Below are 20,163 nucleotides of genomic sequence, written 5' to 3'. Positions count from 1 at the left end.
GCACTAGGAGTGGAATTCACCCGCGTCGACGTTGAGACTCTGCCCGGTGATCGCCCTGGCCAGGTCCGAGGCCAGGTACAGCACCGCGTTGGCGACGTCGCCCGGGTCGGGCAGCCGGCGCAGGTCGAACGCGGCCGCGGTCTCGGCGTAGACGTCCTCCAGCGTCACCCCCCGCTCAGCGGCCTGCATCGCGAACCAGCCCTTCAACGCCTCGGTCCAGATGTAGTTCGGTACGACGGTGTTGACCCGGACGCCGCTCGGGCCCAGCTCGGTGGCCAGGCTGCCGGCCAGTGAGTGCAGCGCCGATTTCGAAGCCTTGTAGGCGCCGAAGTTGGGGCGGGAGTGGTGCACCACCGCCGAGCTGACCATCACGACCGAACCTGCGTGTCCGGTCAGGGTCGGCGCCAGGAGCTGGACCAGGCGCAGCGCGGCCAGGGCGTCCGTCTCCAGCGAGGCGCGCACGGCGTCCAGGTCCATCGTCGCCAGGTCGCCCATCGCCGGGGGTGCGAAAGCGTTGCTGACGAACACGTCCACCCGGCCGAAGGTGTCCAGGGCACGCTCGGTCAGCGCCCGGCAGGCGTCGGGGTCGAGGATGTCGGTGGGGACCGCCAGCGCCCGGCGGCCGTGGGACTCGACCTCGGCAGCCACCGACGTCAGGACCGTCTCGGTGCGGGCCGCCAGGACCACGTCGGCTCCGGCCGCGGCGCCGCGGACCGCGATCTCGCGGCCGAGGCCGGGGCCGACGCCGGTCACCAGCATCACCTTGTCGGAGAGCATCTGTGCCTTCCCTTCCTACTTGAGAACGCGATGGATTACATGGGTCACGCCGGACGACAGCTCCACGCGCGTCGTCTCCAACGCGACCGCGGGATCCATGGGCTCTGCGAACAGCGGGCGGCCGCCACCGAGCAGCACCGGCACTACGTGAAGGCGCAGTTCGTCCAGCACACCAGCGGCCCGGGCAGCGGCGATCACACGTCCGCCGCCCATCACCGCCACGTCCTTGCCCTGCGGACGGCCGCGGCGACGGCCCGCCCGACCGCCTCCGCGACGCCGCCGGCGACGAACTCGAAGCGGGTGCCGCCGGACATCGGGCGCGGCGGCAGCGGCCGGTGCGTCGCGACGAAGACCGGTACGTGGAACGGCGGTTCGTCGCCCCACGCCTTCTCGCCGTGGTCGAACATACGGCGGCCGATCACGGTGGCGCCGGTGCGGTTGCAGTACTCGCCCATGATGTCGGCGCCGACTCCCCGGTCGCCGCCCTCGCGCCCGGCTCGGGCGCGCCAGGTGTCGAGTTCGAAGAGCTGTTGGTGGAGGCGTTCGCCGCCGATGCCCAGGGCGCGGCGGTCGGAGCTGTCGTCGGGGCCGGCGACGAAGCCGTCGAGGGAGACGGAGATGTCTGCGATCACCTGGGGCATGTCTCCGACGATCGCAGGGCAGGAGGTCCTGGGCGTCTTCCTGCGTGCCGATGTCAGGGCACGATCATGGTCTCCGGCATCGCGTCGCCCCGGAACAGGCCGTCGGGGTCCACGCGCGCCCGGACCCGCTCGACCGCCCGGACATCGGCTTCGGACAGGTGCCCGCGCGGCCGGTCCAAGCCCTTCACGAAGCCGGGCGCGGTCCGGCCCGTATCCCACGGGCCCAGGGCGGCGCGCACCTTGTCGCAGTGTTCGATGATCTCCTCCGGCGTGCCGCGCAGCTCCGGGACGCCGGCGCCCATGTAGGCCAGGCGCGCGTCCAGGCGGTTCAGCACGCCGCCGGCCGGGGCGGCGACGGCCATGCGCCCGCCGAGCTGTCGCAGCTCGGCGGCGATCAGGGGCGAGCCGGAGCCTTCGCCGGTCATCCGCAGGAATGCGGCGATTCCTTCACGGCCCGGCTCGGCGAGCAGCAGGTGGTCGCCGATGAAGGTGCCGGGCTCGTCGGGGTCCATGTGGACGTCCGGGACCACTTCGGGACCGCAGTCCTGCCAGGTGTCGAGTACCGGCTCGCCGATCTTGCGCAGCGGGTCGAGCAGGTCGCGTGCGCAGGCGGCCGCCAGGGCGACGCCGGCGACGCACACCACCGGACCGCCCTTGAGCATCGGCGGGATCTCCGGCAGGTCCGGCAGGTTCATCACGCGCAGGGAGGTGGAGACCTCGTCGGGGGCGTGCAGCGTCCAGTCGTACCAGGTGCCGACCACGTCCTCGGCGTGCTCCCACGACCAGAAGGCGGCGCCGGCGATGAGATCGGTCACCGGGAAGAGATCGATCTCGACGGCGGTGACGACGCCGAAGCCGCCACCTCCGCCGCGTATGGCCCAGAAGAGTTCGGGGTCCTCGGCAGCGCTCACGCAGCGCACGTGTCCGTCTGCGGTGATGAGTTCGACGGAGCGGATGTGATTGGCGGCCAGGCCGAGTTTGCGGCCGTAGAGACTCACGCCTCCGTGCAGCAGGTAGCCGATGGCGCCGACGGTGCCCGAGGTGCCGTGGGGCGCGGCGAGGCCGTGGGGTGCGGCGGCTTGGACGACGGCGCTCCAGGGCGTGCCCGCGGGGATGCGGGCCAGACGGCGGTTAGGGTCGATCTCGACGCCGCCGGGCAGGATGGGACGGATCAGGAGGGCGCCGGTCATTGAGGTGGCCGCGCCGGCGGAGTGGCCTGTGGTGTGGATGCGAACGCCCTGGCCTCGCGCCGACGCATGGCTGATCGCGGCCCGCACGTCGGCGAGGCCGGTGGCGGTGAGTGCGGCGGCGGGGTGCGCAGGGCCGGCGAGGTTGAACACGCCGGTGGCGGCGTCGTAGGCGGGGTCGCCAGGGAAGGCGATGGGCGAGGTGTCGAGCATGAAGTCCCCTTCAGTGGTCCGGGCGGCTCTGCTTCTCAGGGTGCGACCCGGCCAGTCGCGCGAGCATCCGTCAGAGTGCTCAGCGACCGCAGCGCAGGCTCGAAGACGCTCGACCCGGTCGCCTGGACCACGGTGCCGGTCAAGCCGGAACTGCTCGCCTGCTGCCGGTCACCGTTGTCAGCCCGCGGTGACCTGTTGCCAGCCTCGGTCGCCCGTCCGCCAGCACCCGACCAGCCGCGCTCCCCTACCCCGCCCCGTCCTCCAAAGCCGCCCCCACCCGCTCCGCCTGCTCCATGAGGAACCGCTGCTCCGGCCCACTTGCGGCCTGCCGTGCCGCGGTCCGGTACGCCTCTCGTGCCCTGTCCAGACCGCCGTCCATCTCCAGCAGGTACGCCCGCACCGCGCTGAGCCGGTGGCTGCCGGTCATCCAACGATCCTGCTCCAGCGGCTCCAGCAGTCGCAGGCCCTCGCGGGGGCCCTTGACCATCGCCATCGCCACCGCGCGGTTCAGGCGCACCGCCGAGCCGGGCGCGATCTGCTCCAGCAGGTCGTACAGGGCCAGGATCTGCGGCCAGTCGGTCTCGCCGCCTTCCGGGGTCTCGACGTGCACCGCGGCGATGGCGGCCTGCAGGCGGTAGAGGCCGACGCCGGGGCGGGCCAGTGCCTCGACGACCAGCGCCAGGCCCTCCTCGGCGAGGTCGCCGTTCCACTGGGAGCGGTCCTGCTCGGCCATCGGGACAAGGGTGCCGTCGGCCAGGGTGCGGGCTGGGCGGCGTGCTTCGGTGAGAAGCATCAACGCCAGCAGTCCGGCGACCTCGCCGTTGTAGGGCAGGACGCGGTGGGCCTGGCGGGTGAGCCGGATGGCTTCGGCGGTCAGGTCCGGGCGCAGCAGGTCGGGTCCGGCGGTGGCGGTGTATCCCTCGTTGAAGATGAGGTAGAGGACGTGTAGGACCGCGCGGGTGCGTTCGGGGCGTTCGGGTTCCGGCGGCATACGGAAGGTCATGCCGGCGTCCTTGATCTGCTGCTTGGCGCGGGAGATGCGGCGGCTCATCGAGGCCTGCGGGACCATGAAGGCGCGGGCGATCTCCTCGGTGGTCAGCCCGCCGACCGCGCGCAGGGTCAGTGCTACCTGTGAGGGCGGGGTCAGCGCCGGGTGGCAGCACATGAACAGGAGCATCAAGGTGTCGTCGTCGACGGAGACCAGGTCTTCGTCGTCGGGGGCCGGGGCCACTGACGCCTCGGGCAGTGCCATCGAGGCGACGGTGACCTCACGGGTGCGGCGGGCCCGGTCGCTGCGCCAGTAGTCGGTGAGGCGGCGTCCGGCGACGGTCAGGAGCCAGGCTCGCGCGTTGTCCGGGACGCCTTCGGTCGGCCACTGCGTGGCAGCTGCTACGAGCGCCTCCTGCACCGCGTCTTCACAGCCGTCGAACTGCCCGTGGCGCCGGACCAGGGCGCCGAGGACCGAGGGCCGCAGCTCCGCGAGCAGGCTTTCCAGACGTTGATCGGAACGCACCAGCTCATTCTATATGCGGGGCACCCGACCGCCCGATGAAGTGCGCACACGTTGAGATGCCCGGCGCCCGCCGGCGGTGGCACGGTCGGGGCAGAGACCGCGAACCAGTGAGGAAGGCCGCCATGACGGAAACGACCGCCGCCGTCGTCACCCGCGACGACCCCCGCTACCCCGCCCTCGTCGAGGGCTACAACCATCGCTTCGTGGGCCGGCCCGACGAGGTCCGGCTCGCCACCGATGCCGCCGACGTGCAGGCCGCAGTCCAGGCGGCCGTGGACGCCGGCCGACGAATCGCCGTGCGCAGCGGCGGCCACTGCTTCGAGGACTTCACCGCGCATCCGGACGTGAAGGTGCTCGTCGACCTGTCCGCGCTGAACCACGTCGGCCACGACGCCGGGCGCGACGCCTTCGTGATGGAGCCCGGAGCGCGGCTGGACCACGTCTACCGCGCACTGCACGACGGCTGGGGCGTGACCATCCCGGCCGGCACCTGCTTCGAGGTGGCCGTCGGCGGGCACATCGCGGCCGGCGGCTACGGTCCGTTGTCCCGGCGCGACGGCCTGGTGGTGGACCACGTCACGGCGGTCGAGGCGGTCGTCGTCGGCGCGGACGGCCGGGCCCGGACCGTGGTGGGCACCGACCAGCCCGACGACCCGCACCACGATCTGTGGTGGGCGCACACCGGCGGCGGGGGCGGCAGCTTCGGCGTGGTCACGAAGTACTGGCTGCGCACGCCGGGGACGCCGGACGGCGACCCGGCCCGGCAGCTCCCCCGCGCGCCGCGAGCGGTGCTGCGCCGCGACACCATGTGGTCCTGGGACGCGATCTCGGACGCCGACTTCCGCACCCTGCTGCGCAACTACTGCACCTGGTACGAGGAGAACAGCGAGCCGGGCGCACCGGCCGCGGCGTTGTGGAGCAACCTGATCATCACCCACCGCTCCGGCACCATGTTCATCCTGACCTCGGTGATCCCCGACGACGCACCGGATGCGGCCGGGGTCCTCGAAGCCCACACCGCGGCGGTCACCTGCGGAATCGACGCCGAGCCGATGTCGGTGACCTCTGAGACCTCCCCGTGGCTGGACACCTGGCTGCCGTCCTACAGCTGGCCCAGCGATCCGCAGGGCCGGTACAAGAACAAGGCGGGCTATCTGCGGCGCGGGTTCTCCGACGCGCAGATCACGGCGATCCACCGGCATCTGTCGTCGTCGGATTACGAGAATCCCATGGGCTGCCTGGTTCTGACCGGTTTCGGTGGCAAGGTGAACGCCGTCGCCCCGGACGCCACCGCGGTGGCGCAGCGCGACTGCATCCTCAAGGCCTCCTACAGCACCGGTTCCTGGACCGACCCGGCCGACGACGAGCGCCACCTGGCCTGGGTGCGCGCGTACTACCGGGACGTCTACGCGCACTCCGGCGGCGTGCCGGTCCCGGACGACACCAACGACGGCTCCTACATCGGCTACCCCGACACCGACCTGGCCGATCCCGAGTGGAACACATCGGGGATCGACTGGTCTGTGCTGTATTTCAAGAACAACTACGCCCGGTTGCAACGCGTGAAGCGGGTCTATGACCCGCTCGACGTGTTCCACCACGGGTTGTCCGTCCGCCTGCGTTGAGAGGGCAGCAGGTCCCTCCCTGCGCTGATACGGCGTCATGAGATGGCGCGAGTGCACAGCTTCGGGCAGGTCGTCGGCGTTGCCCATGGTTGAGGTTGTCGTCATGGGCAACGGCTGCCCCGGCGGCCTGCGCGCCGTGCAGGGGGGACTGCTCCGGCCCTTCCTCGCCTCCCGGCGCCACCAGGGCGCGGTCCGCTCCCCGGCCCAGCGGGCGGCGGAGGACAGGCCGGCGGGCGCCGGCGCGAGGAGGCGACGGCCGCGGCACGAGCGGCGATCTTGACGGCCTGGTCGCCGCGCTGGAGGGCAGGCCGTCCAGGCTGCCGCCCGCGCCGAGGAGTTGCACTTGCGCCGCCCGGTAAACGCCGCAGCCGGTGCGCCCGCTTCCGCGACGGCGCACCGGCTGCTTTCGGCTCACGACCCCTACGTCAGCGGATTGGCACCGCGTGGCCTGGTGGCGAGCTCCTGCTGTGACTGCTCCAGCAGCAGGTGCGGGTCCTGCGTCTCGACCTGACCGAGGCCGGGCGGGCAACGGTCCCAGCCGAGCAGCCGCTGCACCTCCTCCGGCAGGGTCAGCACGGTTTCCCGGGAGACGGCGAGATACTGGTTCTCCTCCTGCCGCAGGTTGCCCAGGTCGAGCGCGACGGAGAGGCTGTAGCGCGGCGAGTCCGTGGTGTTGGCGCCGCCGCCGTGGTAGACCCCGCCCGGCCAGAGCAGGGCGGATCCGGCGGGCATGACCGCCGGAACCGCCTCGGCGTAGGCGGGGGCCCGCTCGTCGTCCCATTGGTGACTGCCGGGGATGACCAGGGTCGCGCCGTTGGCGCGGGTGAAGTCAGTCATCGCCAGCATCAGCTGCAGCCGGCACGGCGGCCCCGGATGCCGCCACAGATGCATCGCGTCGTCGCGGTGCAACGGCTGCCGGCCCTGGCCCGGATCGATTCTTATCGCCTGGGTGAAGCTGATCTGGATGCTCGGAGTCACCTCCATGCGGAGCTTGCCGATCCACATGTGCGTGGTCTGCTGCAGCAGGCGCCGGGCCGCGCCGAGGAACTGCGGTTGGAGGACCACGCTGGTCATCTGGCGCGGCGACCGCTGGAACAGACTGGACAGCCGCTTGGTCTTCTTCCCGTCGTAGCCGCTCTCGCTGTAGCCGGCCGCCTCGAGACCGAGTTCGAGGTCCGCCCGGAGCGCGGCGAGCGTCTCGGAATCGACGAAGTTCTCGACGATCACCGCTCCGTCGCGTTCCAGGATTTCGACGACTTCGTCGAGCGAGGTGGCAGGGTTGACGTGGGTCAGTTCGGCCATCCCACTCACTCCTCGATGCGGGCCAGTATGCCCCGGGTGAGGGTCTCCAGGTCCGGGTCCTCGAACAGGTCGCCGATGTCGAGCGTGATGCCCAGTTGCTCCTCGACCCCCGCGGCGATCCGCACGGCGGCGATGGACTGTCCGTTGAGCTCGACGAACGTGGCGCCGGGCCGATCGGAGCCCGGGCCCAGGACTTCGGCCCAGATGGCGGCGACCCGCTGGGCGATGTCCGCGGTGGCCGACGGCTGCTGAGTGGTCATGTCACTGCTCCTCACTGCGTTTCAGAGGTATTGGGTGTTGGGGGCGTGCCCGCAGGCCACCCGCCCGTACAGTTCGAAGTTCGTGTCTGGTGCATGATCGCGTGCAGGTTCAGCGCCTTGGTGTCCCGCTCGATCCGCGCGATCGGCACATCAAGCTGCAACGACGTGCCGCCGGCACCAGCCGACAGATCGGCGGCTTCCTTCACCCTCGGATCACCGCGCCGTGGCCGAGGCGGGCCCGGACCCGTTTCGGCACCCGCGTCCGCGGCAGACCCGATCCGCACAGCGATCCGAGAACCTCAACGCTGAGCCGCCGCTGATCCTCCGACGACTGCGCATCGGCCCTCGCCAACAGGCCGCGCTCAGCCGCGGCTCGGCGGCTCGGTTCGCGGCAACGTGGTGACTTTTCCCATTACCCCTCCCGAGTCCTGACACCCTCGGGTTCGACTTTCGCAGCCGCGGCGACTGCGCAGCATCTCCTGAACTGCCATCTCGCCCGGCCTGCGGGAGCAATAGCCGGTCAACGAGCAGCGCACAGGGTTCCGCGCAGCCCGGCGAACCGGCGCAGAGCGGGCCCTGACGGAACGTCGGCACCAGCCGGGGGCAAGCACCATGGCGGCACCGTGCCGCGCGGTGACGCCGGGCAGGTCCATGCCGTCCACCCGGATCCTCGGCATCGGGAGCCAGCCCCTCGGCACGACGCCGGACCTCAGCGGCCCCGAAGGCGGCGAGTGGGACCCCGGTGCCTTCCGGCGCCTGCGCCGGATATCCACGGCCGAGCCGGCCGCTGAGAAGTACGGCCTGGTCAGTCGGCCGCGCATCCACGTCCTCCGCCACTCCCACGCGTCGTTGCTGATCGCCGTGAAGGTGTCCCTGCCGCCATCGAATAGGCCGTGGACCCAGCCGCCCCGCTGCCGACGAAGTGGGCGCAGGGTATCGAAGCTCCCCTTGGCCGACGGCGGCGTCACGTGGCGCGCCGTGCCCGCGAAAAGCCCAGTCGTGCACGGCCGATGCCGCGTCCGCCGATGTCCCAATCCTCATCAGGGTCACGGGCTCTTGTCCTCATTACTCGTCGGGGTCGGGATCTGCTGGGCTGATCCGGTCGCCGGACCCGGTCAGTGGGGTACCGGCCGGCTCGGGGGGGGTGTCGGCCACGGCCGGGGGCACGGCGGCGGGCCCGGCCGGGCCGCGCAGCGCGTTCAGCAGGACCCGGACGATCATGCCGGGGCGCATCAGCTGCTCCGGCCGGTCGAGCATCCCGGCGGCGCGCATGTACCCGCGGGTCACGGAGCGGTCGCGGGTCGCCGCTACCTGGACCATCGCCAGGTAGCGCTGGCCTATGCGCAGCTTGAGGTCCCGCTTGCCCTCGACGCCGTCGAAGCCCAGGTCGACGGTGCGTGTCATCTCCCACGGCGGGTCGATGACGTCGCGCGCCAGGTCGCGGAAGTACTGCCGCGCGTCCGGCGTGGCACCGGAGTGGAGGTGGCTGCGCAGGGTGAGGGCGGACAGCGCCGCAACCGTCATGCCCTGCGCGTAGACCGGGTTGAAGCAGGACACCGCGTCACCGATGACCAACAGGCCGGCCGGGAACCGGCCCATCCGCTCGTACCGGCGGCGCTGTGTGGTGGGGAACCGGAAGGCGACCGGCTCGTCCAGCGGCTCGGCGTGTTTCAGCGCCTCGTGGATGTCCGGGACCGGCAGGCGCTTGACGAACCCGTACAGCCCCTGCTGGTCTGTCGGCGGGTGGTCGCCGAGGATGCCGTAGACGGTCATCAGGGTCGTGTCGCCTTCGGTCTTGGTGAAGATGACGCCGCGCGGGACGTCGGGGGAGGCGACAGCGATGATCGCGAGGTCGCCGTCGTAGGGGTCGGCCTTCATCTTGTAGTTCTGGGTGACGTAGCCCAGCCCGATGTTGGTCCGCTCCTCCTCGACGCGCGGGTAGCCCATTGCCTCAAGCCACCCCGGGGTGCGCGAGCCGCGCCCGGTCGCGTCGACCACCAAGTCGGCCGCGATCGTCTCGCCGGGCGTGCCGCTCCTTTGGACCTTGACCCCCGTCACCTGCGCGTGGTCGGCGGTGGCGATCAGGCCCAGGATGTCGCAGCGTTCGACGAACCGGACGTTCGCCAACTCGGCCGTGCGTTCGCGGATCCGGCGCTCCATCAGCGGCGCCGAAGCCGGCACCGCGATGTAGCCGATGTCGGCGCGCTTGACCGGGCGGCCGCGGAAGTACCAGCGGACCGAGCCGGAGTAGTCGCCGACCGGGGTGCCGTCTGCGATGAGTTGGTCGGTGATGCCGGGGTAGAGCTCTTCCATCACCACCCGGCCGCGCACGTGCATGGCGTTGATGTGCTTGCCCTGGGGACGTCCGCGGCGCGGGCCGTCGACGCCGGTGACCGTGTCCCGGTCGACGACCAGGACCTCGTCGTAGGCCTCGGCGAGCACACGGGCCGCGAACAGCCCGGCGATGCTGGCGCCCAGCACGACGGCGCGGGTCGGGTCGCCGTCGGCCGCCGGCCGGGGTGTTTCCTGGGGCATCTTGCCCACCTCCTGGGGGTCGTGCTGGGGATGTCGGAGTCTGCGGTTCCGGGGTTTCCGGGGTTCTGGGGTGTGGGGCGGTCGCCGGGGGCCGGGCGGACCGGTCCGGTCAGCCGCCCGGGTTGAAAGGGGGCCGAGCGGGTGAGCGTGACGTCGGAGCGAAAGAGCTCCCGGACCTGCTACGAGCCGGTGATCGCGTCGAGCATCTCGGTGTGGGGGCGGCCTTCGGATCGCGGTGTTGCCCCGGATTCCCGGGGTCGCCAGGTCCCCGCCGGGGCCAGGGCGCCGACCAGGTTGAGCACGGCGGCCCTGGCCGCGCCCCCCGGGCGGTCGAGGACCGCCCGGGGGTGATCGGCGAACCGGCTGGTCATGCCGGTGACGGACACGCCGGTCGGCACGGTCGGCACCCGGTTGCCCCTGTCCAGCCGTTCCGCGGCGTGGTCGGGGAGGACGACGTTCACACCGACGGCCCGCAGGGGGCGTGCCGTCGCCAGCCGCTGTCGCCGGTGACCCGGATCGTGTTGTCGTCGGCATCGCCCATGGGCTTCACGATGTGGTCTGGGGCCGGGGCCGGGCATCTCTTGGATTGCGGGCCGGTCGCGGCCGGTGTCGGCCGGTGTGTGTCCCCAATGCGTTGAGAGAGGCGTAGAGCCTCTGCGACCGCGGTGTCCTGCTGGGAGTCCGCTCCGGGCACTGTGTCGGTGAACTGAGCTCAGCGTGCCCGGAAACCTCATAACACAGCACTTACGAAGATGCCCGCCGGGGCCCTCAGGTCCGATGCTCTATCTGCGTTTCACCCCAGCCGTGAGAGAGCCGAGGACAGGCATGTCTCAGAACAGGCAACAGACAGGCCTCCAGATGCCCCCTCCGGAGGACCCTGACACCGACCAGCGGCCCGCGACACATGCGGAACGGCCTTGGTGGAAGAGGTACTACCCCTGGTACGCCGTCGTGGGCGGGACTGTGCTGTTCAACCTGCTTTACTCCTTCCCCCACTACTTCGCCACGGACCCCGAGGCCTCCCGGAGCCAGCTCGATCCGGGCTTCCAGCCGCATTTCGCGTTCCTGGTCGCCCACGTAATCACCGGCAACCTGGCCCTGGTGACGATGATGCTCCAGGCCTGGCCCCACCTGCGCCGTACGCGCCCCAGAGTCCACCGCTTCATCGGCCGGGTGTACGTGTTCGGCGCGGTAGTCCCGACGACGCTCATCGTGCTGTTCGTGCTGGTCCCGCACCGCGCCAACCAAGGGAGCACCGGCCTCGCCTGCGGCGCGGTCCTGTGGCTGGGTACGACGCTGTACGCCTGGCGCAAGGCCCGTCAGCGCCGCTACGCCGAGCACCGCCGCTGGATGATCTACAGCTTCTCGCTCGCGCTGTTCACAACCTACGGCCGTATCGTCGCCTGGATGATGCTGAACTGGGGCCTGCAGGTGAACATCCAGATCCTGATCGAGGCCACCAGCTGGGGCGTGTGGATCATGCACCTGCTGATCGCGCAGGCGTACCTGGAGTTCACGGCGCGCCGGCGTGACAAGAACCCGCACGCCGGACGGTTCGACCCGGCGACCGGGGCGATCCGACAGTAAGAGGCCCGAGCCCGAATCCACGGTCGATGAGGGTTGTTGACCGAACCCCATACGAAGAGATGCCTTGCGATCTGCGGTGATGGACTTGTTCCGGGACCACCGGCGCACGATCGGCAAGGCATCTCGTCAGGGCATCCTCTCGCGGCTCCTGCGGGGTCTCAGCCGCCTTCGATGAATCGGCCCCCCGCCCATGGGCCGGCGCCGGGCTGGTCCCGCTCGTTCGCCTCGCCGACCGCTCTGGGCTCCCCGCCCTGCTGACGTACCTGCATCCGACCGGCGCGGACAACCACGGCGGTGGCCACGCCGGCGCCGGGGTGATGTCCCTCAGCGGCGCGAGGTGTGCCGGGGCCGACAGCGTCGACGATGCCGACCGGCTGCGCACCGGAGCCATGGACACGCTGTTCGGCCGGCCGCCGTGCACCGAAGGTCGCTGACCGCGCTGACGCGTCAGGCATCGCTGCGGCCCGGCACGGGGTCCCTCAACTCGCAAGGACCCAGTGCTCCTCACGGATGGTCACCTCGCACAGGCCGTCGCCGCACTCGCGCCGTCCGACGACGAAGGGTGAGCTCGATCCGCCCGCCACGCTCCCCCGCCCGGCCACGGTGACGATCACGGCGTATGCGGTAGTGAAGCAGCAGGATGGGCCCGTGCCGAAAAATCCGCCCAAGTCCATGACGGACCACCTGCGCCACCGTCCGAACGCCCGCGCCAAGGAACGCCGGCCCCGGCTCGCCCGCGTCCGTCCGGGTGCGCTTCCGCTCCGGATACCTCTCCACGGACTTCTGCGAGGCAGCACTGGAGGGGGCTGAAGCGGAGCTCGGGGCGCCACGCTGTACGCCACCGCGACGCCGTCGGGCCTGCGGCATGATCGCCCCTGCTCGACCCGAACTGCTCGCACTCCGCACGCCTCACGTGTCGGATTCTCGGAACCTGCTCCGACTACCGGATGACGGCGCCATGCGCGGGTGCCACCCGCGGTGGTGAACGAGAAAGGATCTGCATGAGTGACACGACTCAGGACACGGCCCCGTTGGCTGGGCGTCGGCAGTGGCTGGGCCTGGCCGCACTGGCCTTGCCCACACTGCTCGTCGCCTTCGATATCGGTGTCCTGTTCCTAGCACTGCCCCATCTGAGCGCCGACCTGGGCGCGACCGGCACCCAGCAGCTGTGGATCACCGATATCTACGGCTTCATGCTCGCCGGCTTCCTGATCACCATGGGTACTCTCGGTGACCGGATCGGCCGTCGCAAGCTTCTCATGATCGGCGCAAGCGCCTTTTCCGCCGCCTCGCTGCTCGCGGCGTTCTCGACCAGCCCGTTGATGTTGATCATCGCCCGTGCCCTGCTGGGCATCGCCGCCGCCACGCTGTCACCCTCGACGCTCGCCCTGATCAGCAATATGTTCCGCAACCCCAAGCAGATGGGCACTGCCATCTCGCTGTGGGCTTTCTGCAATTTCGGCGGTGCGGCCCTGGGCCCGGTCATCGGCGGGGTCCTGCTGCAGCACTTCTGGTGGGGCTCGGTGTTCCTGATCAGCATCCCGGTCATGCTGCTCCTGCTGATCGCCGGTCCGATCCTGCTGCCCGAGTACCGCGACGCCAATGCCAAGCGCCTCGACCTGGTCAGCGTGGTGCTGTCGCTGGCCGCGATCCTGCCGGTGATCTATGGCATCAAGCAGCTGGCCGCCGGCGGCGACAGCTCCCCGGTGGGGGCGTTCGTGGCCATCGCCGTCGGCGTCGCGTTCGGTGTCATTTTCACCCGCCGACAGCTGCGCCTGCCCAACCCGCTGCTCGACCTGCGGTTGTTCCGCAACATCAGGTTCAGCAGCTCCCTGCTGGCCATGTTGCTCGCCTCGGGGACGCTGGCCGGGCTGGGCCTGTTGACCAGCCAGTTCATCCAGAGCGTGCTCGGGCTGGAGCCGACCGAGGCCGGGCTGTGGCAGGCCCCGACCGGCGTGGGCATCGCCGTCGGAGTCCTGGTCACACCGGTGATCGTCCGGCGGATCCAATCACGCACCGCGATTCTCGGCGGACTCGTGCTGTGCTTCATCGGCCTGGTCGTGCTCAGCACGGTGACCAAGACCAGCAGCCCCGGCCTGGTGTCACTGAGCGTGGCGCTGGTGGCGTTGGGCATCGCGCCGATGTTCATGCTCGGCACCAGCCTGGTCGTCGGCGCGGCCCCGCCCGAGAAGGCAGGCTCGGCGGCGTCGATGTCGGAGACCAGCAATCTCCTCGGCTCGACCCTCGGACTCGCCCTGCTCGGCAGCATCGGCGGCGCGGTCTACCAGTCCGGCATGGCCGACTCTCCGGTCGCCGAGGCCCGGCAGACGCTGGCCGAAGCGGTCTCCGCCGCCGCCAGGCTCCCGGCCGCCCAGGCCCAGTCGCTGCTGGACATGGCCCACAACGCCTTCACCGACGGGCTGAACGTGGTGGCCGTCGTCGGCATCGTGATCATCGCGGTCGTCTTCGTCCTCGCGTGGATGACGCTGGGCCAGAAGGCAGCGACGCCGTCAACGTCCGACGATCTGGATCCGGTCACCGAACGCCCCGAGGCGGCCACATCCTGATGAGGCATTCCGCCCGGTACCCGCCGCAGCGGGTACCGGGCGGAGCGCCGGGATCGGCTCAGCTCGTGGTCGTGGGGGTGTTGACCTCACCGGTATCGACAGCGGGCACCGGCGGCCGGTGCGGCCGGGGCCTGGACCACCTCCGCATGACCGGCATCTCGACGAACCGGTGGAGCAGCCAGGCCAGGACGATGCTGACGGCCAGGCAGCCCAGCAGGAACAGCACCGCCACCGGCGTACTCAACGACGTCCGGTCGAAGGCGCCGTACCCCATCCACTCCCCCTTGAACGCCGCCTGCGCCGAGTTCAGCACGTTGAGGTGGATCAGGAAGAACGCGTACGAGATCTCGCCCAACCAGACCAGCGGACGACGGGCCAGCGGTGTTCCCCGCCCGGCGAGGTCGTCGGCGGCGGCGGCCGCGACCAGCAGCCCGAGCGGAAACGAGTAGGGCGCGGCAAACGACCAGAGCTGGGGCAGCCACAGCGCCCCCACGTACACCGCGAGGACGCTGAGCGCGGCCGGCCCCAGGCCGAGGCGGACCCACCGCCCGCTCAGGACGATGCGGGCGAAGAGGATGCCGACGATGAACTCGAGGCAGCGCACCAGTGGGAACTGGTAGGCGAACCACATCTGCGGCCAGGAGAACTGGTCGTACCCGGGGAACATCGGAGCGTCGGGCAGGACAGCCTTCGACAGCAGCGGAACCGACAATGCCAACGCCGACACAGCGATGGCCCAGTACCAGAGCCGGTTGGCCCGGATCTTGGTCATACCGAGAATCAGGAACGGGAACAGCAGGTAGAAGGCGATCTCCGCCGACAGCGACCACGTGACCCCGTTGACCGCGAAGATGAGGTTGTTCATGTCCGGCACCCAGGCATTCACCAGGAAGAGGTTGGCCGTGGCAGGTCCGGCCTCGATCGTGGTACCGGATGCGACCAGCATGGCGACGACGATCAGCCAGACCACGGCGTGACTCGGGAAGATCTTGAAAAACCGCCGGCGCCAGAACTTGCCCGTCGTGTCGGTCGGCTTCACCGCCCAGGTCAGTACGAACCCACTGAGCACGAAGAAGAACGAGACGCCGACCCCGCCGGCACTGCTGGTGACGAAGTTGTACGCCTTTTGCACCGAGGTGTCGCTGAATATGCCCAAGTAGTGCGCGTGGAAGACGAAGACCAGGAATGCGGCAACGAATCGTAACGCGGTCAGGGAAGGAAGTCTGCCCGGACTGGGGGCCGTTGTCTCTGTCATGCGTACCTGCCTCGTCGTCAAAAAGGGCCGGGAGAGAGCCACAACCGGTCTCGGAAGTGGATTGTCCGGGCTGCGCCACGGGGCCGGCGTCTTCCAGAGTGCGGTATTCCCCTGACCGTTCTTTCGACGTGCTGGGTCGCTCCGGTCTGCCGGGGCTCGCGAAGTCCGGCCGGTCATTCGACGATCCGCCCGGTGGTAGGCCCTGGGGGCACCACGTGGGCGCCCCTCCGGCGGGGGCATTTCGCCGGTCAGTACGTCACGACGGCCCGGAAGCGGACATCTCCCTTCGCCGCCTTGTCGACGGCGTCCGCGACCCTGTCCATCGGGAAGACCTCGATCATCGGGGTCACCGCACCCTCCGCGACCAGATCGAGTGCCTCGGTCAGATACCGCAGCCCGTTGTGGGTGGCGCCCAGCACGCGCTGGCCCCGCGCCCAGAACGGTGTGGCGGGGTCAATGGTGAACGAACCCGACGGGTCGATGGTGGCCAGCACGATCCGCCCGCCGACCCGCAGTCCCTGGAGCGCGTCCGTGGCGGCCTCGTACGACGTACCGGTCACCAAGACGACGTCGGCGCCGCCGGCCTCACGCAGTTCCTCCCCGTCACGGACGACGAGGTCGGCCCCGAGGCTCGCGGAGAGTTCGTGCTTGTCCGACGAGCGGGTGATGGCGACGGTCTCGAACCCGCAGGCTCGGGAGTACTGCACGGCCATGTGCCCCAGCCCCCCGATGCCGAGAACGGCAATCCGCTCGTGCGGCTGCGGTTCGCTCACGCGCAGCGCGCTCCAGGCCGTGTAGCCGGCGCAGAGGACGGGCGCGGCCGTCGCGTAGTCGATCCCGTCGGGGAGCAGCACGGTGCTCGCGGCGGCCACGCAGAGGTATTCGGCATGGCCTCCTTGTACGGTCAGACCGGTCATCACCGGCGCGGCGCACGTCATGCCGGACTGGCCGGTCAGCGGCAGGTTGCGCCGGCAGTAGGAGCATCGGCCGCAGGCGGCCTGGACCCAGGTCGTGCCGACCCGGTCGCCCACCTGGCGGGTCGTGGTGCCCGGACCCAGTTCGACTATCTCGCCCGCCGCCTCGTGCCCTGTGATCGCCGGTTCGCATGCCGGGAAGGGGAAGACGCCTTGGGCAACCCAGATGTCGTTGTGGCAGATCCCGCACGCGTGCACCTTGATGAGCACCTCGCCGGGGCCCGGCCGGGGGGGCGCGACCTCCTGTATCTCCCACTGGGCGTTGATCGCGGGAATGACGGCTGCTTTCATGGGCGTACACTCTCCGGCTTCAGACGTTCGGGAAGGCTGCGTGAGCCGTTCATGATGAAGGGGCCCTGCGGCTCGTTGTCCTCGGGACCACTGTCAGATGGAGGTCGGGGAACCGGGTGAGGAGTTCGGGGAGCGCGGTCCGGGCTTCCTACCGCGCCAAGGGCATGTCGATGCAGCGGTAGCCGCCGTGGCCGAGGGCGGGATGGGTCTTGTCGGCTCCGGCCGGGTCGAGGCCGTCAAACGGGCGGTGACGAGTTCCTTGGAGCAGAGGGCAGCCGTCAGGCGGACACGGCCGTGGAGGACCTTTCCGTCCGAAGAGCTTCGACCGGCGTCAGCCTCACACCCGGCCAGGCGTCCGGCATCTTCCGGATTGCTCTTGGCTGCCCGCGCCCCTCCCGGGGCCGGGTTCGAACCGCTGCCCCGAGTGATGGGATTGGCCCGAGCCCGCAACCCAGAAGATGTCACGCACACCGGTGCCTGCGACGGTGATCCAGGACTCCGATCACCGGGCGCCCAAGGAACACCCCTGTCATCGCTTCCCAAGGAGAATCTGTGGACACCACCGAGCTTGCGGACTCACCGAGCCGCGCCGACCTTGTTGCTCGCGCAGCGAAGTTGGTGCCGACGCTCCGCGAGAACGCGTCCTGGGCCGAAGAGAATCGCCAGTTGCACGAGGGCACCATCAAGGCGATGGCAGAGGCCGGCCTGCTGCGCACCCGGCTCCCCGCCCGCCTCGGCGGTTACGAGTCCGACATGAGGACCCAGGTGGAGGTACTCGCGGAACTGGCCAAGGGAGACGGATCCGCGTCGTGGACCGCTGGCGTGTGGTCCATCAGCGCGTGGGTCGCCGGGCTCTTCCCTGACACGGTGCAGGACGAGGTGTTCGCCTCCCCGGACGACCTGGTGAGCGGCATCATCAGTCCGACGGCCATGGCGGTGCCGGCGAAGGACGGTATCGTCGTCAACGGCAGGTGGGCGTTCAACAGCGGGGCGAAGCACAGCAAGTGGAACACCAACGCGGCGGTGCTGGCCATGCCAGACGGCAGTTTCCAGCCGGTCATGACCCTGATTCCACTGGCTTCGCTGGAGATCGACGACGACTGGCACACCGCCGGACTGCGCGGTTCGGGCAGTGTCAGTACCGTCGCCCACGAGGTCTTCGTGCCGGACGGCTGGTACATCCCGCTGGGCGGCATCCTCCAGGGACACAGCGGTCACGGCAGTAATGCCGATGCGCTCATCCACCGGGCGCCGATCATGCCGACGGCGTGCGCCACAGTCAGCGCGACCGCACTGGGGCTGGCCAAGGGCGCCAAGGACGTCTTCTTCGAGCGGCTGCCCGGCCGGAAGATCACCTACACCGAGTACACCGACCAGAGCCAGGCCCCACTCACCCACCTCCAGGTCGCCGAGGCATCGGTCAAGATCGACGAGACCGAGTTCCACGTGTACCGCATCGCCGACCTTGTGGACGCCAAGAACGCATCCGGCGAGCCGTGGACGCTGGAGGAACGCGCCCGCGTCCGGCTCGACACAGGCGCGGCGTGCCAGCGGTCAAAGGAAGCCGTCGACATCCTGAACACGGCGAGTGGCGCCTCGTCGATCTACACCGACGTGCCCATCCAGCGCATCGAGCGCGATGTCCAGACGCTGAACCTCCACGCCATCATGCACCCGAACACCAACCTGGAGCTGTACGGCCGCATCATGTGCGGACTGGCCCCCAACACCCAGTACCTCTGAACATCCCGCTCCTCGCAGTAGGGCCGGGGACCGGGGCGGTGGCTGCTGCTCCGTTCCAGTCCCCACCGCTGCACACCGGGCGTGTCGATCTCCCTCCGCACGGCTTGGGACATCGTTCACCGACCGGCACCCGCCGCCGCCCGGCCCCAGCAGGGTCCGGTTCGGATCGGCGGCTTCTGCAGTCGCCGGGCGGGAGACCGAACGACTCCGGCGGACACCGCCACGCGCACCCGCGGGTCAGCACGTAGTACACCACGGCAGTGAACACCGCCCGCTCGTCTTCGGACAGCACCGGCCCGCCCATCGGCCGGCCCGTCCTCGCCACAGCTCCGAAGCGCTGTGGCCGGAGAGCCGGATGCACCGGGAATCGAGACTCACGCGGGTCGGACCGGTCTCGTCGGCCTTGTTCCCATGGTTCCGGTTCACCGCCGCACCTGCCCCCGCATCGCCCTCGGCCGCCGAGTGGTTTTTCGCCCCTTTCTCCTGTTCGCCCCGGGCGGAGTTCGTCCCCCGGGCACGCGTCAGCGGAAGCCGGCAATCGACCTCGCCGTCACGGTGGTTGTCATCACCCGTCCGTGCGGAAATCGCCGACGGCAACGTTCACCGGAAAATGGATCCGGAAAGTCGGTGCGCTCTGGAAGCAGCAAGCGCCCGTGCCGAGCACCTCCGCCGCGAACGACTTCACGAGCAACCGGTACAGCGGCCGGACCTTGGACTCGGACTCCTGGTAGAAGGCGGTGTGGAAGACCGTGGACCGGCCGGTCTTCCGGGTGAGCCTCTCCATGGGCCGGCCCGGTCGCAGCCCGTCCGGCGCATCGTCTCGTAGACCGACTGGGCCGTGCACCGAAGCCGAATGCAGCCGAATCGTCTTCGTACATCTTCGGCTGCCCGCTCCTTCGCACTCCCCGGTCGTCTTCCGTCAGCTGCCGGCTTCCTGTCTCGAAGAGCTGGCACGGAGACTTTCCCGAACTCATATGCCCGCCCGGCAGGAGCACGTTCCGAGAAACACCAATCCGCACCCGGGTTCCTTTCCCACCCGTCCCACTCTCCGGTGCGGGCCGTCATTTCGAGTCCGGTCCCGGCCCGTTCCGCGATGCAACGGCATCGTCGGAGTTGACCCGGTGCGAGGAAATTTGCCACGCTGTCGCGGACCGGGAAACACGCGTAGCAGAGGGAGATGACAATGCCGAACACGACCGGCTCCGCCCATCCCGACCAGGCAAGTGCGGCGGCAGTTCCGCAGCGGATTGTCGCGGCGTGGGCGAGCCACGACGCGAAGAAGTTCGCCGCGATATTCACCGAGAAATGCACGATGATCCTGCCCGAAACTTTCAAAAAGGGCCGCGAGGCCGTCGAAGAGTTCATGACCGAGGCATTCGCCGGCCCCTACAAGGGGACGCGCGTGACCGGTGAGCCGATTTCGGTCGAGTTCCTCAGCCCGGACTCCGCGGTTCTCGTCACCGCGGGAGGCATTCTGCTGCCCGGAGAGAAGGAGGTCTCGACGGAGCGCTCCATCCGGGCCACCTGGGTGGTCGTCAAGGAGGGAACCAGGTGGCAGCTCGCCGCCTATCAGAACACTCCGGTCAACTGAGAACGCTCCACCGGACGGGCCGGGGGCCCGGGGCCATCCGGACGCTGTTGGTTAATTCGGGCCCTGCGTGACGTCGGCCTTCAAGACCCGGTTGTGGTCTTG

General features: G+C 69.9%; 19 protein-coding genes. 5 read left to right on the top strand and 14 right to left on the bottom strand.

Annotation, left to right across the window (positions count from 1 at the left end; genetic code table 11):
• Window positions 1-3: 3 nt before the first annotated feature.
• The 5 genes from IE185_RS30240 to IE185_RS30225 all read right to left on the bottom strand — a co-directional run bounded on the left by IE185_RS30240 (window position 4) and on the right by IE185_RS30225 (window position 4,331).
• Entirely contained in the window at window positions 4-777 is a 774-nt protein-coding gene (locus IE185_RS30240) for an SDR family oxidoreductase (protein WP_138896492.1), read from the bottom strand.
• A 15-nt stretch (window positions 778-792) separates the two neighbouring features.
• The gene (locus IE185_RS33400; RefSeq protein WP_229843779.1) at window positions 793-990 is read right to left on the bottom strand and encodes a dihydrofolate reductase family protein; all 198 of its coding nucleotides are present in this window, start codon (window positions 988-990) and stop codon (window positions 793-795) included.
• Entirely contained in the window at window positions 990-1,418 is a 429-nt protein-coding gene (locus IE185_RS30235) for a dihydrofolate reductase family protein (RefSeq protein WP_229843777.1), read from the bottom strand. Before IE185_RS30235 ends, IE185_RS33400 begins: the two co-directional genes overlap by 1 nt.
• Window positions 1,419-1,471: 53 nt before the next feature.
• Entirely contained in the window at window positions 1,472-2,818 is a 1,347-nt protein-coding gene (locus IE185_RS30230; protein ID WP_138896491.1) for an FAD-binding oxidoreductase, read from the bottom strand.
• Between the two features lie 244 nt (window positions 2,819-3,062).
• Window positions 3,063-4,331 carry an RNA polymerase sigma factor gene (locus IE185_RS30225; protein ID WP_189716413.1) on the bottom strand — a complete coding sequence of 423 codons (1,269 nt, stop codon included), beginning with the start codon at window positions 4,329-4,331 and terminating at the stop codon, window positions 3,063-3,065.
• Between the two features lie 122 nt (window positions 4,332-4,453).
• Between IE185_RS30225 and IE185_RS30220 the strand changes: the two genes are divergently transcribed.
• On the top strand, window positions 4,454-5,956 hold the full coding sequence (locus tag IE185_RS30220) for an FAD-binding oxidoreductase (RefSeq protein WP_138898120.1): 1,503 nt from the start codon (window positions 4,454-4,456) through the stop codon (window positions 5,954-5,956).
• A gap of 420 nt (window positions 5,957-6,376) precedes the next feature.
• Here the strand turns inward: IE185_RS30220 and IE185_RS30215 are convergent, their stop codons facing one another.
• From IE185_RS30215 to IE185_RS30195, 5 genes are all read right to left on the bottom strand, one after another.
• A complete protein-coding gene (locus tag IE185_RS30215; RefSeq protein ID WP_138898122.1) occupies window positions 6,377-7,258 on the bottom strand; it encodes a phytanoyl-CoA dioxygenase family protein in 882 nt (293 codons plus the stop codon).
• A gap of 5 nt (window positions 7,259-7,263) precedes the next feature.
• Complete coding sequence (locus IE185_RS30210) at window positions 7,264-7,518, bottom strand: phosphopantetheine-binding protein (RefSeq protein WP_138898123.1); 255 nt, start codon at window positions 7,516-7,518, stop codon at window positions 7,264-7,266.
• 11 nt (window positions 7,519-7,529) lie between these two features.
• Window positions 7,530-7,724, bottom strand: a complete 195-nt coding sequence (locus IE185_RS30205; protein ID WP_189716412.1) for a hypothetical protein — start codon at window positions 7,722-7,724, stop codon at window positions 7,530-7,532.
• Between the two features lie 859 nt (window positions 7,725-8,583).
• Window positions 8,584-10,053, bottom strand: a complete 1,470-nt coding sequence (locus tag IE185_RS30200; RefSeq protein WP_189716410.1) for an FAD-dependent oxidoreductase — start codon at window positions 10,051-10,053, stop codon at window positions 8,584-8,586.
• 179 nt (window positions 10,054-10,232) lie between these two features.
• Window positions 10,233-10,514 carry a hypothetical protein gene (locus tag IE185_RS30195; protein ID WP_138896590.1) on the bottom strand — a complete coding sequence of 94 codons (282 nt, stop codon included), beginning with the start codon at window positions 10,512-10,514 and terminating at the stop codon, window positions 10,233-10,235.
• 490 nt (window positions 10,515-11,004) lie between these two features.
• Between IE185_RS30195 and IE185_RS30190 the strand changes: the two genes are divergently transcribed.
• A complete protein-coding gene (locus tag IE185_RS30190) occupies window positions 11,005-11,640 on the top strand; it encodes a DUF2306 domain-containing protein (protein ID WP_229843776.1) in 636 nt (211 codons plus the stop codon).
• Window positions 11,641-12,119: 479 nt separating this feature from the next.
• Here IE185_RS30190 and IE185_RS33770 read toward each other — a convergent pair whose 3' ends face one another.
• Complete coding sequence (locus IE185_RS33770; protein ID WP_268246683.1) at window positions 12,120-12,254, bottom strand: hypothetical protein; 135 nt, start codon at window positions 12,252-12,254, stop codon at window positions 12,120-12,122.
• A gap of 387 nt (window positions 12,255-12,641) precedes the next feature.
• Between IE185_RS33770 and IE185_RS30185 the strand changes: the two genes are divergently transcribed.
• A complete protein-coding gene (locus tag IE185_RS30185) occupies window positions 12,642-14,207 on the top strand; it encodes an MFS transporter (RefSeq protein ID WP_138896588.1) in 1,566 nt (521 codons plus the stop codon).
• Between the two features lie 58 nt (window positions 14,208-14,265).
• Here the strand turns inward: IE185_RS30185 and IE185_RS30180 are convergent, their stop codons facing one another.
• Complete coding sequence (locus IE185_RS30180; RefSeq protein ID WP_138896587.1) at window positions 14,266-15,462, bottom strand: acyltransferase family protein; 1,197 nt, start codon at window positions 15,460-15,462, stop codon at window positions 14,266-14,268.
• 248 nt (window positions 15,463-15,710) lie between these two features.
• Window positions 15,711-16,727 (bottom strand): alcohol dehydrogenase catalytic domain-containing protein, encoded by a 1,017-nt coding sequence (locus IE185_RS30175; RefSeq protein WP_138896586.1) that lies wholly within the window; start codon window positions 16,725-16,727, stop codon window positions 15,711-15,713.
• Between the two features lie 552 nt (window positions 16,728-17,279).
• Here IE185_RS30175 and IE185_RS30170 point away from each other — a divergent pair.
• Window positions 17,280-18,470: an acyl-CoA dehydrogenase family protein gene (locus IE185_RS30170; protein WP_138896585.1), complete on the top strand. Its 1,191-nt coding sequence runs from the start codon at window positions 17,280-17,282 to the stop codon at window positions 18,468-18,470.
• Window positions 18,471-19,035: 565 nt separating this feature from the next.
• Here the strand turns inward: IE185_RS30170 and IE185_RS30160 are convergent.
• Window positions 19,036-19,254 (bottom strand): hypothetical protein, encoded by a 219-nt coding sequence (locus tag IE185_RS30160; RefSeq protein WP_189716408.1) that lies wholly within the window; start codon window positions 19,252-19,254, stop codon window positions 19,036-19,038.
• Between the two features lie 399 nt (window positions 19,255-19,653).
• Between IE185_RS30160 and IE185_RS30155 the strand changes: the two genes are divergently transcribed.
• The gene (locus IE185_RS30155; RefSeq protein ID WP_138896584.1) at window positions 19,654-20,061 is read left to right on the top strand and encodes an SgcJ/EcaC family oxidoreductase; all 408 of its coding nucleotides are present in this window, start codon (window positions 19,654-19,656) and stop codon (window positions 20,059-20,061) included.
• Window positions 20,062-20,163 lie beyond the last annotated feature (102 nt).

This window comes from Streptomyces chryseus (genome assembly GCF_014650755.1).
In the GTDB taxonomy this organism is placed as follows: domain Bacteria; phylum Actinomycetota; class Actinomycetes; order Streptomycetales; family Streptomycetaceae; genus Streptomyces; species Streptomyces chryseus.
This window is presented reverse-complemented; position numbering and strand designations above follow the sequence as displayed.

Excerpts from the sequence above, each read along its gene's own strand:
- IE185_RS30240 (WP_138896492.1), bottom strand. The coding sequence starts at position 777 with ATGCTCTCCGACAAGGTGATGCTGGTGACCGGCGTCGGCCCCGGCCTC.
- IE185_RS33400 (WP_229843779.1), bottom strand. The coding sequence starts at position 990 with ATGGGCGGCGGACGTGTGATCGCCGCTGCCCGGGCCGCTGGTGTGCTG.
- IE185_RS30235 (WP_229843777.1), bottom strand. The coding sequence starts at position 1,418 with ATGCCCCAGGTGATCGCAGACATCTCCGTCTCCCTCGACGGCTTCGTC.
- IE185_RS30230 (WP_138896491.1), bottom strand. The coding sequence starts at position 2,818 with ATGCTCGACACCTCGCCCATCGCCTTCCCTGGCGACCCCGCCTACGAC.
- IE185_RS30220 (WP_138898120.1), top strand. The coding sequence starts at position 4,454 with ATGACGGAAACGACCGCCGCCGTCGTCACCCGCGACGACCCCCGCTAC.
- IE185_RS30215 (WP_138898122.1), bottom strand. The coding sequence starts at position 7,258 with ATGGCCGAACTGACCCACGTCAACCCTGCCACCTCGCTCGACGAAGTC.
- IE185_RS30210 (WP_138898123.1), bottom strand. The coding sequence starts at position 7,518 with ATGACCACTCAGCAGCCGTCGGCCACCGCGGACATCGCCCAGCGGGTC.
- IE185_RS30200 (WP_189716410.1), bottom strand. The coding sequence starts at position 10,053 with ATGCCCCAGGAAACACCCCGGCCGGCGGCCGACGGCGACCCGACCCGC.
- IE185_RS30185 (WP_138896588.1), top strand. The coding sequence starts at position 12,642 with ATGAGTGACACGACTCAGGACACGGCCCCGTTGGCTGGGCGTCGGCAG.
- IE185_RS30180 (WP_138896587.1), bottom strand. The coding sequence starts at position 15,462 with ATGACAGAGACAACGGCCCCCAGTCCGGGCAGACTTCCTTCCCTGACC.
- IE185_RS30175 (WP_138896586.1), bottom strand. The coding sequence starts at position 16,727 with ATGAAAGCAGCCGTCATTCCCGCGATCAACGCCCAGTGGGAGATACAG.
- IE185_RS30160 (WP_189716408.1), bottom strand. The coding sequence starts at position 19,254 with ATGGAGAGGCTCACCCGGAAGACCGGCCGGTCCACGGTCTTCCACACC.
- IE185_RS30155 (WP_138896584.1), top strand. The coding sequence starts at position 19,654 with ATGCCGAACACGACCGGCTCCGCCCATCCCGACCAGGCAAGTGCGGCG.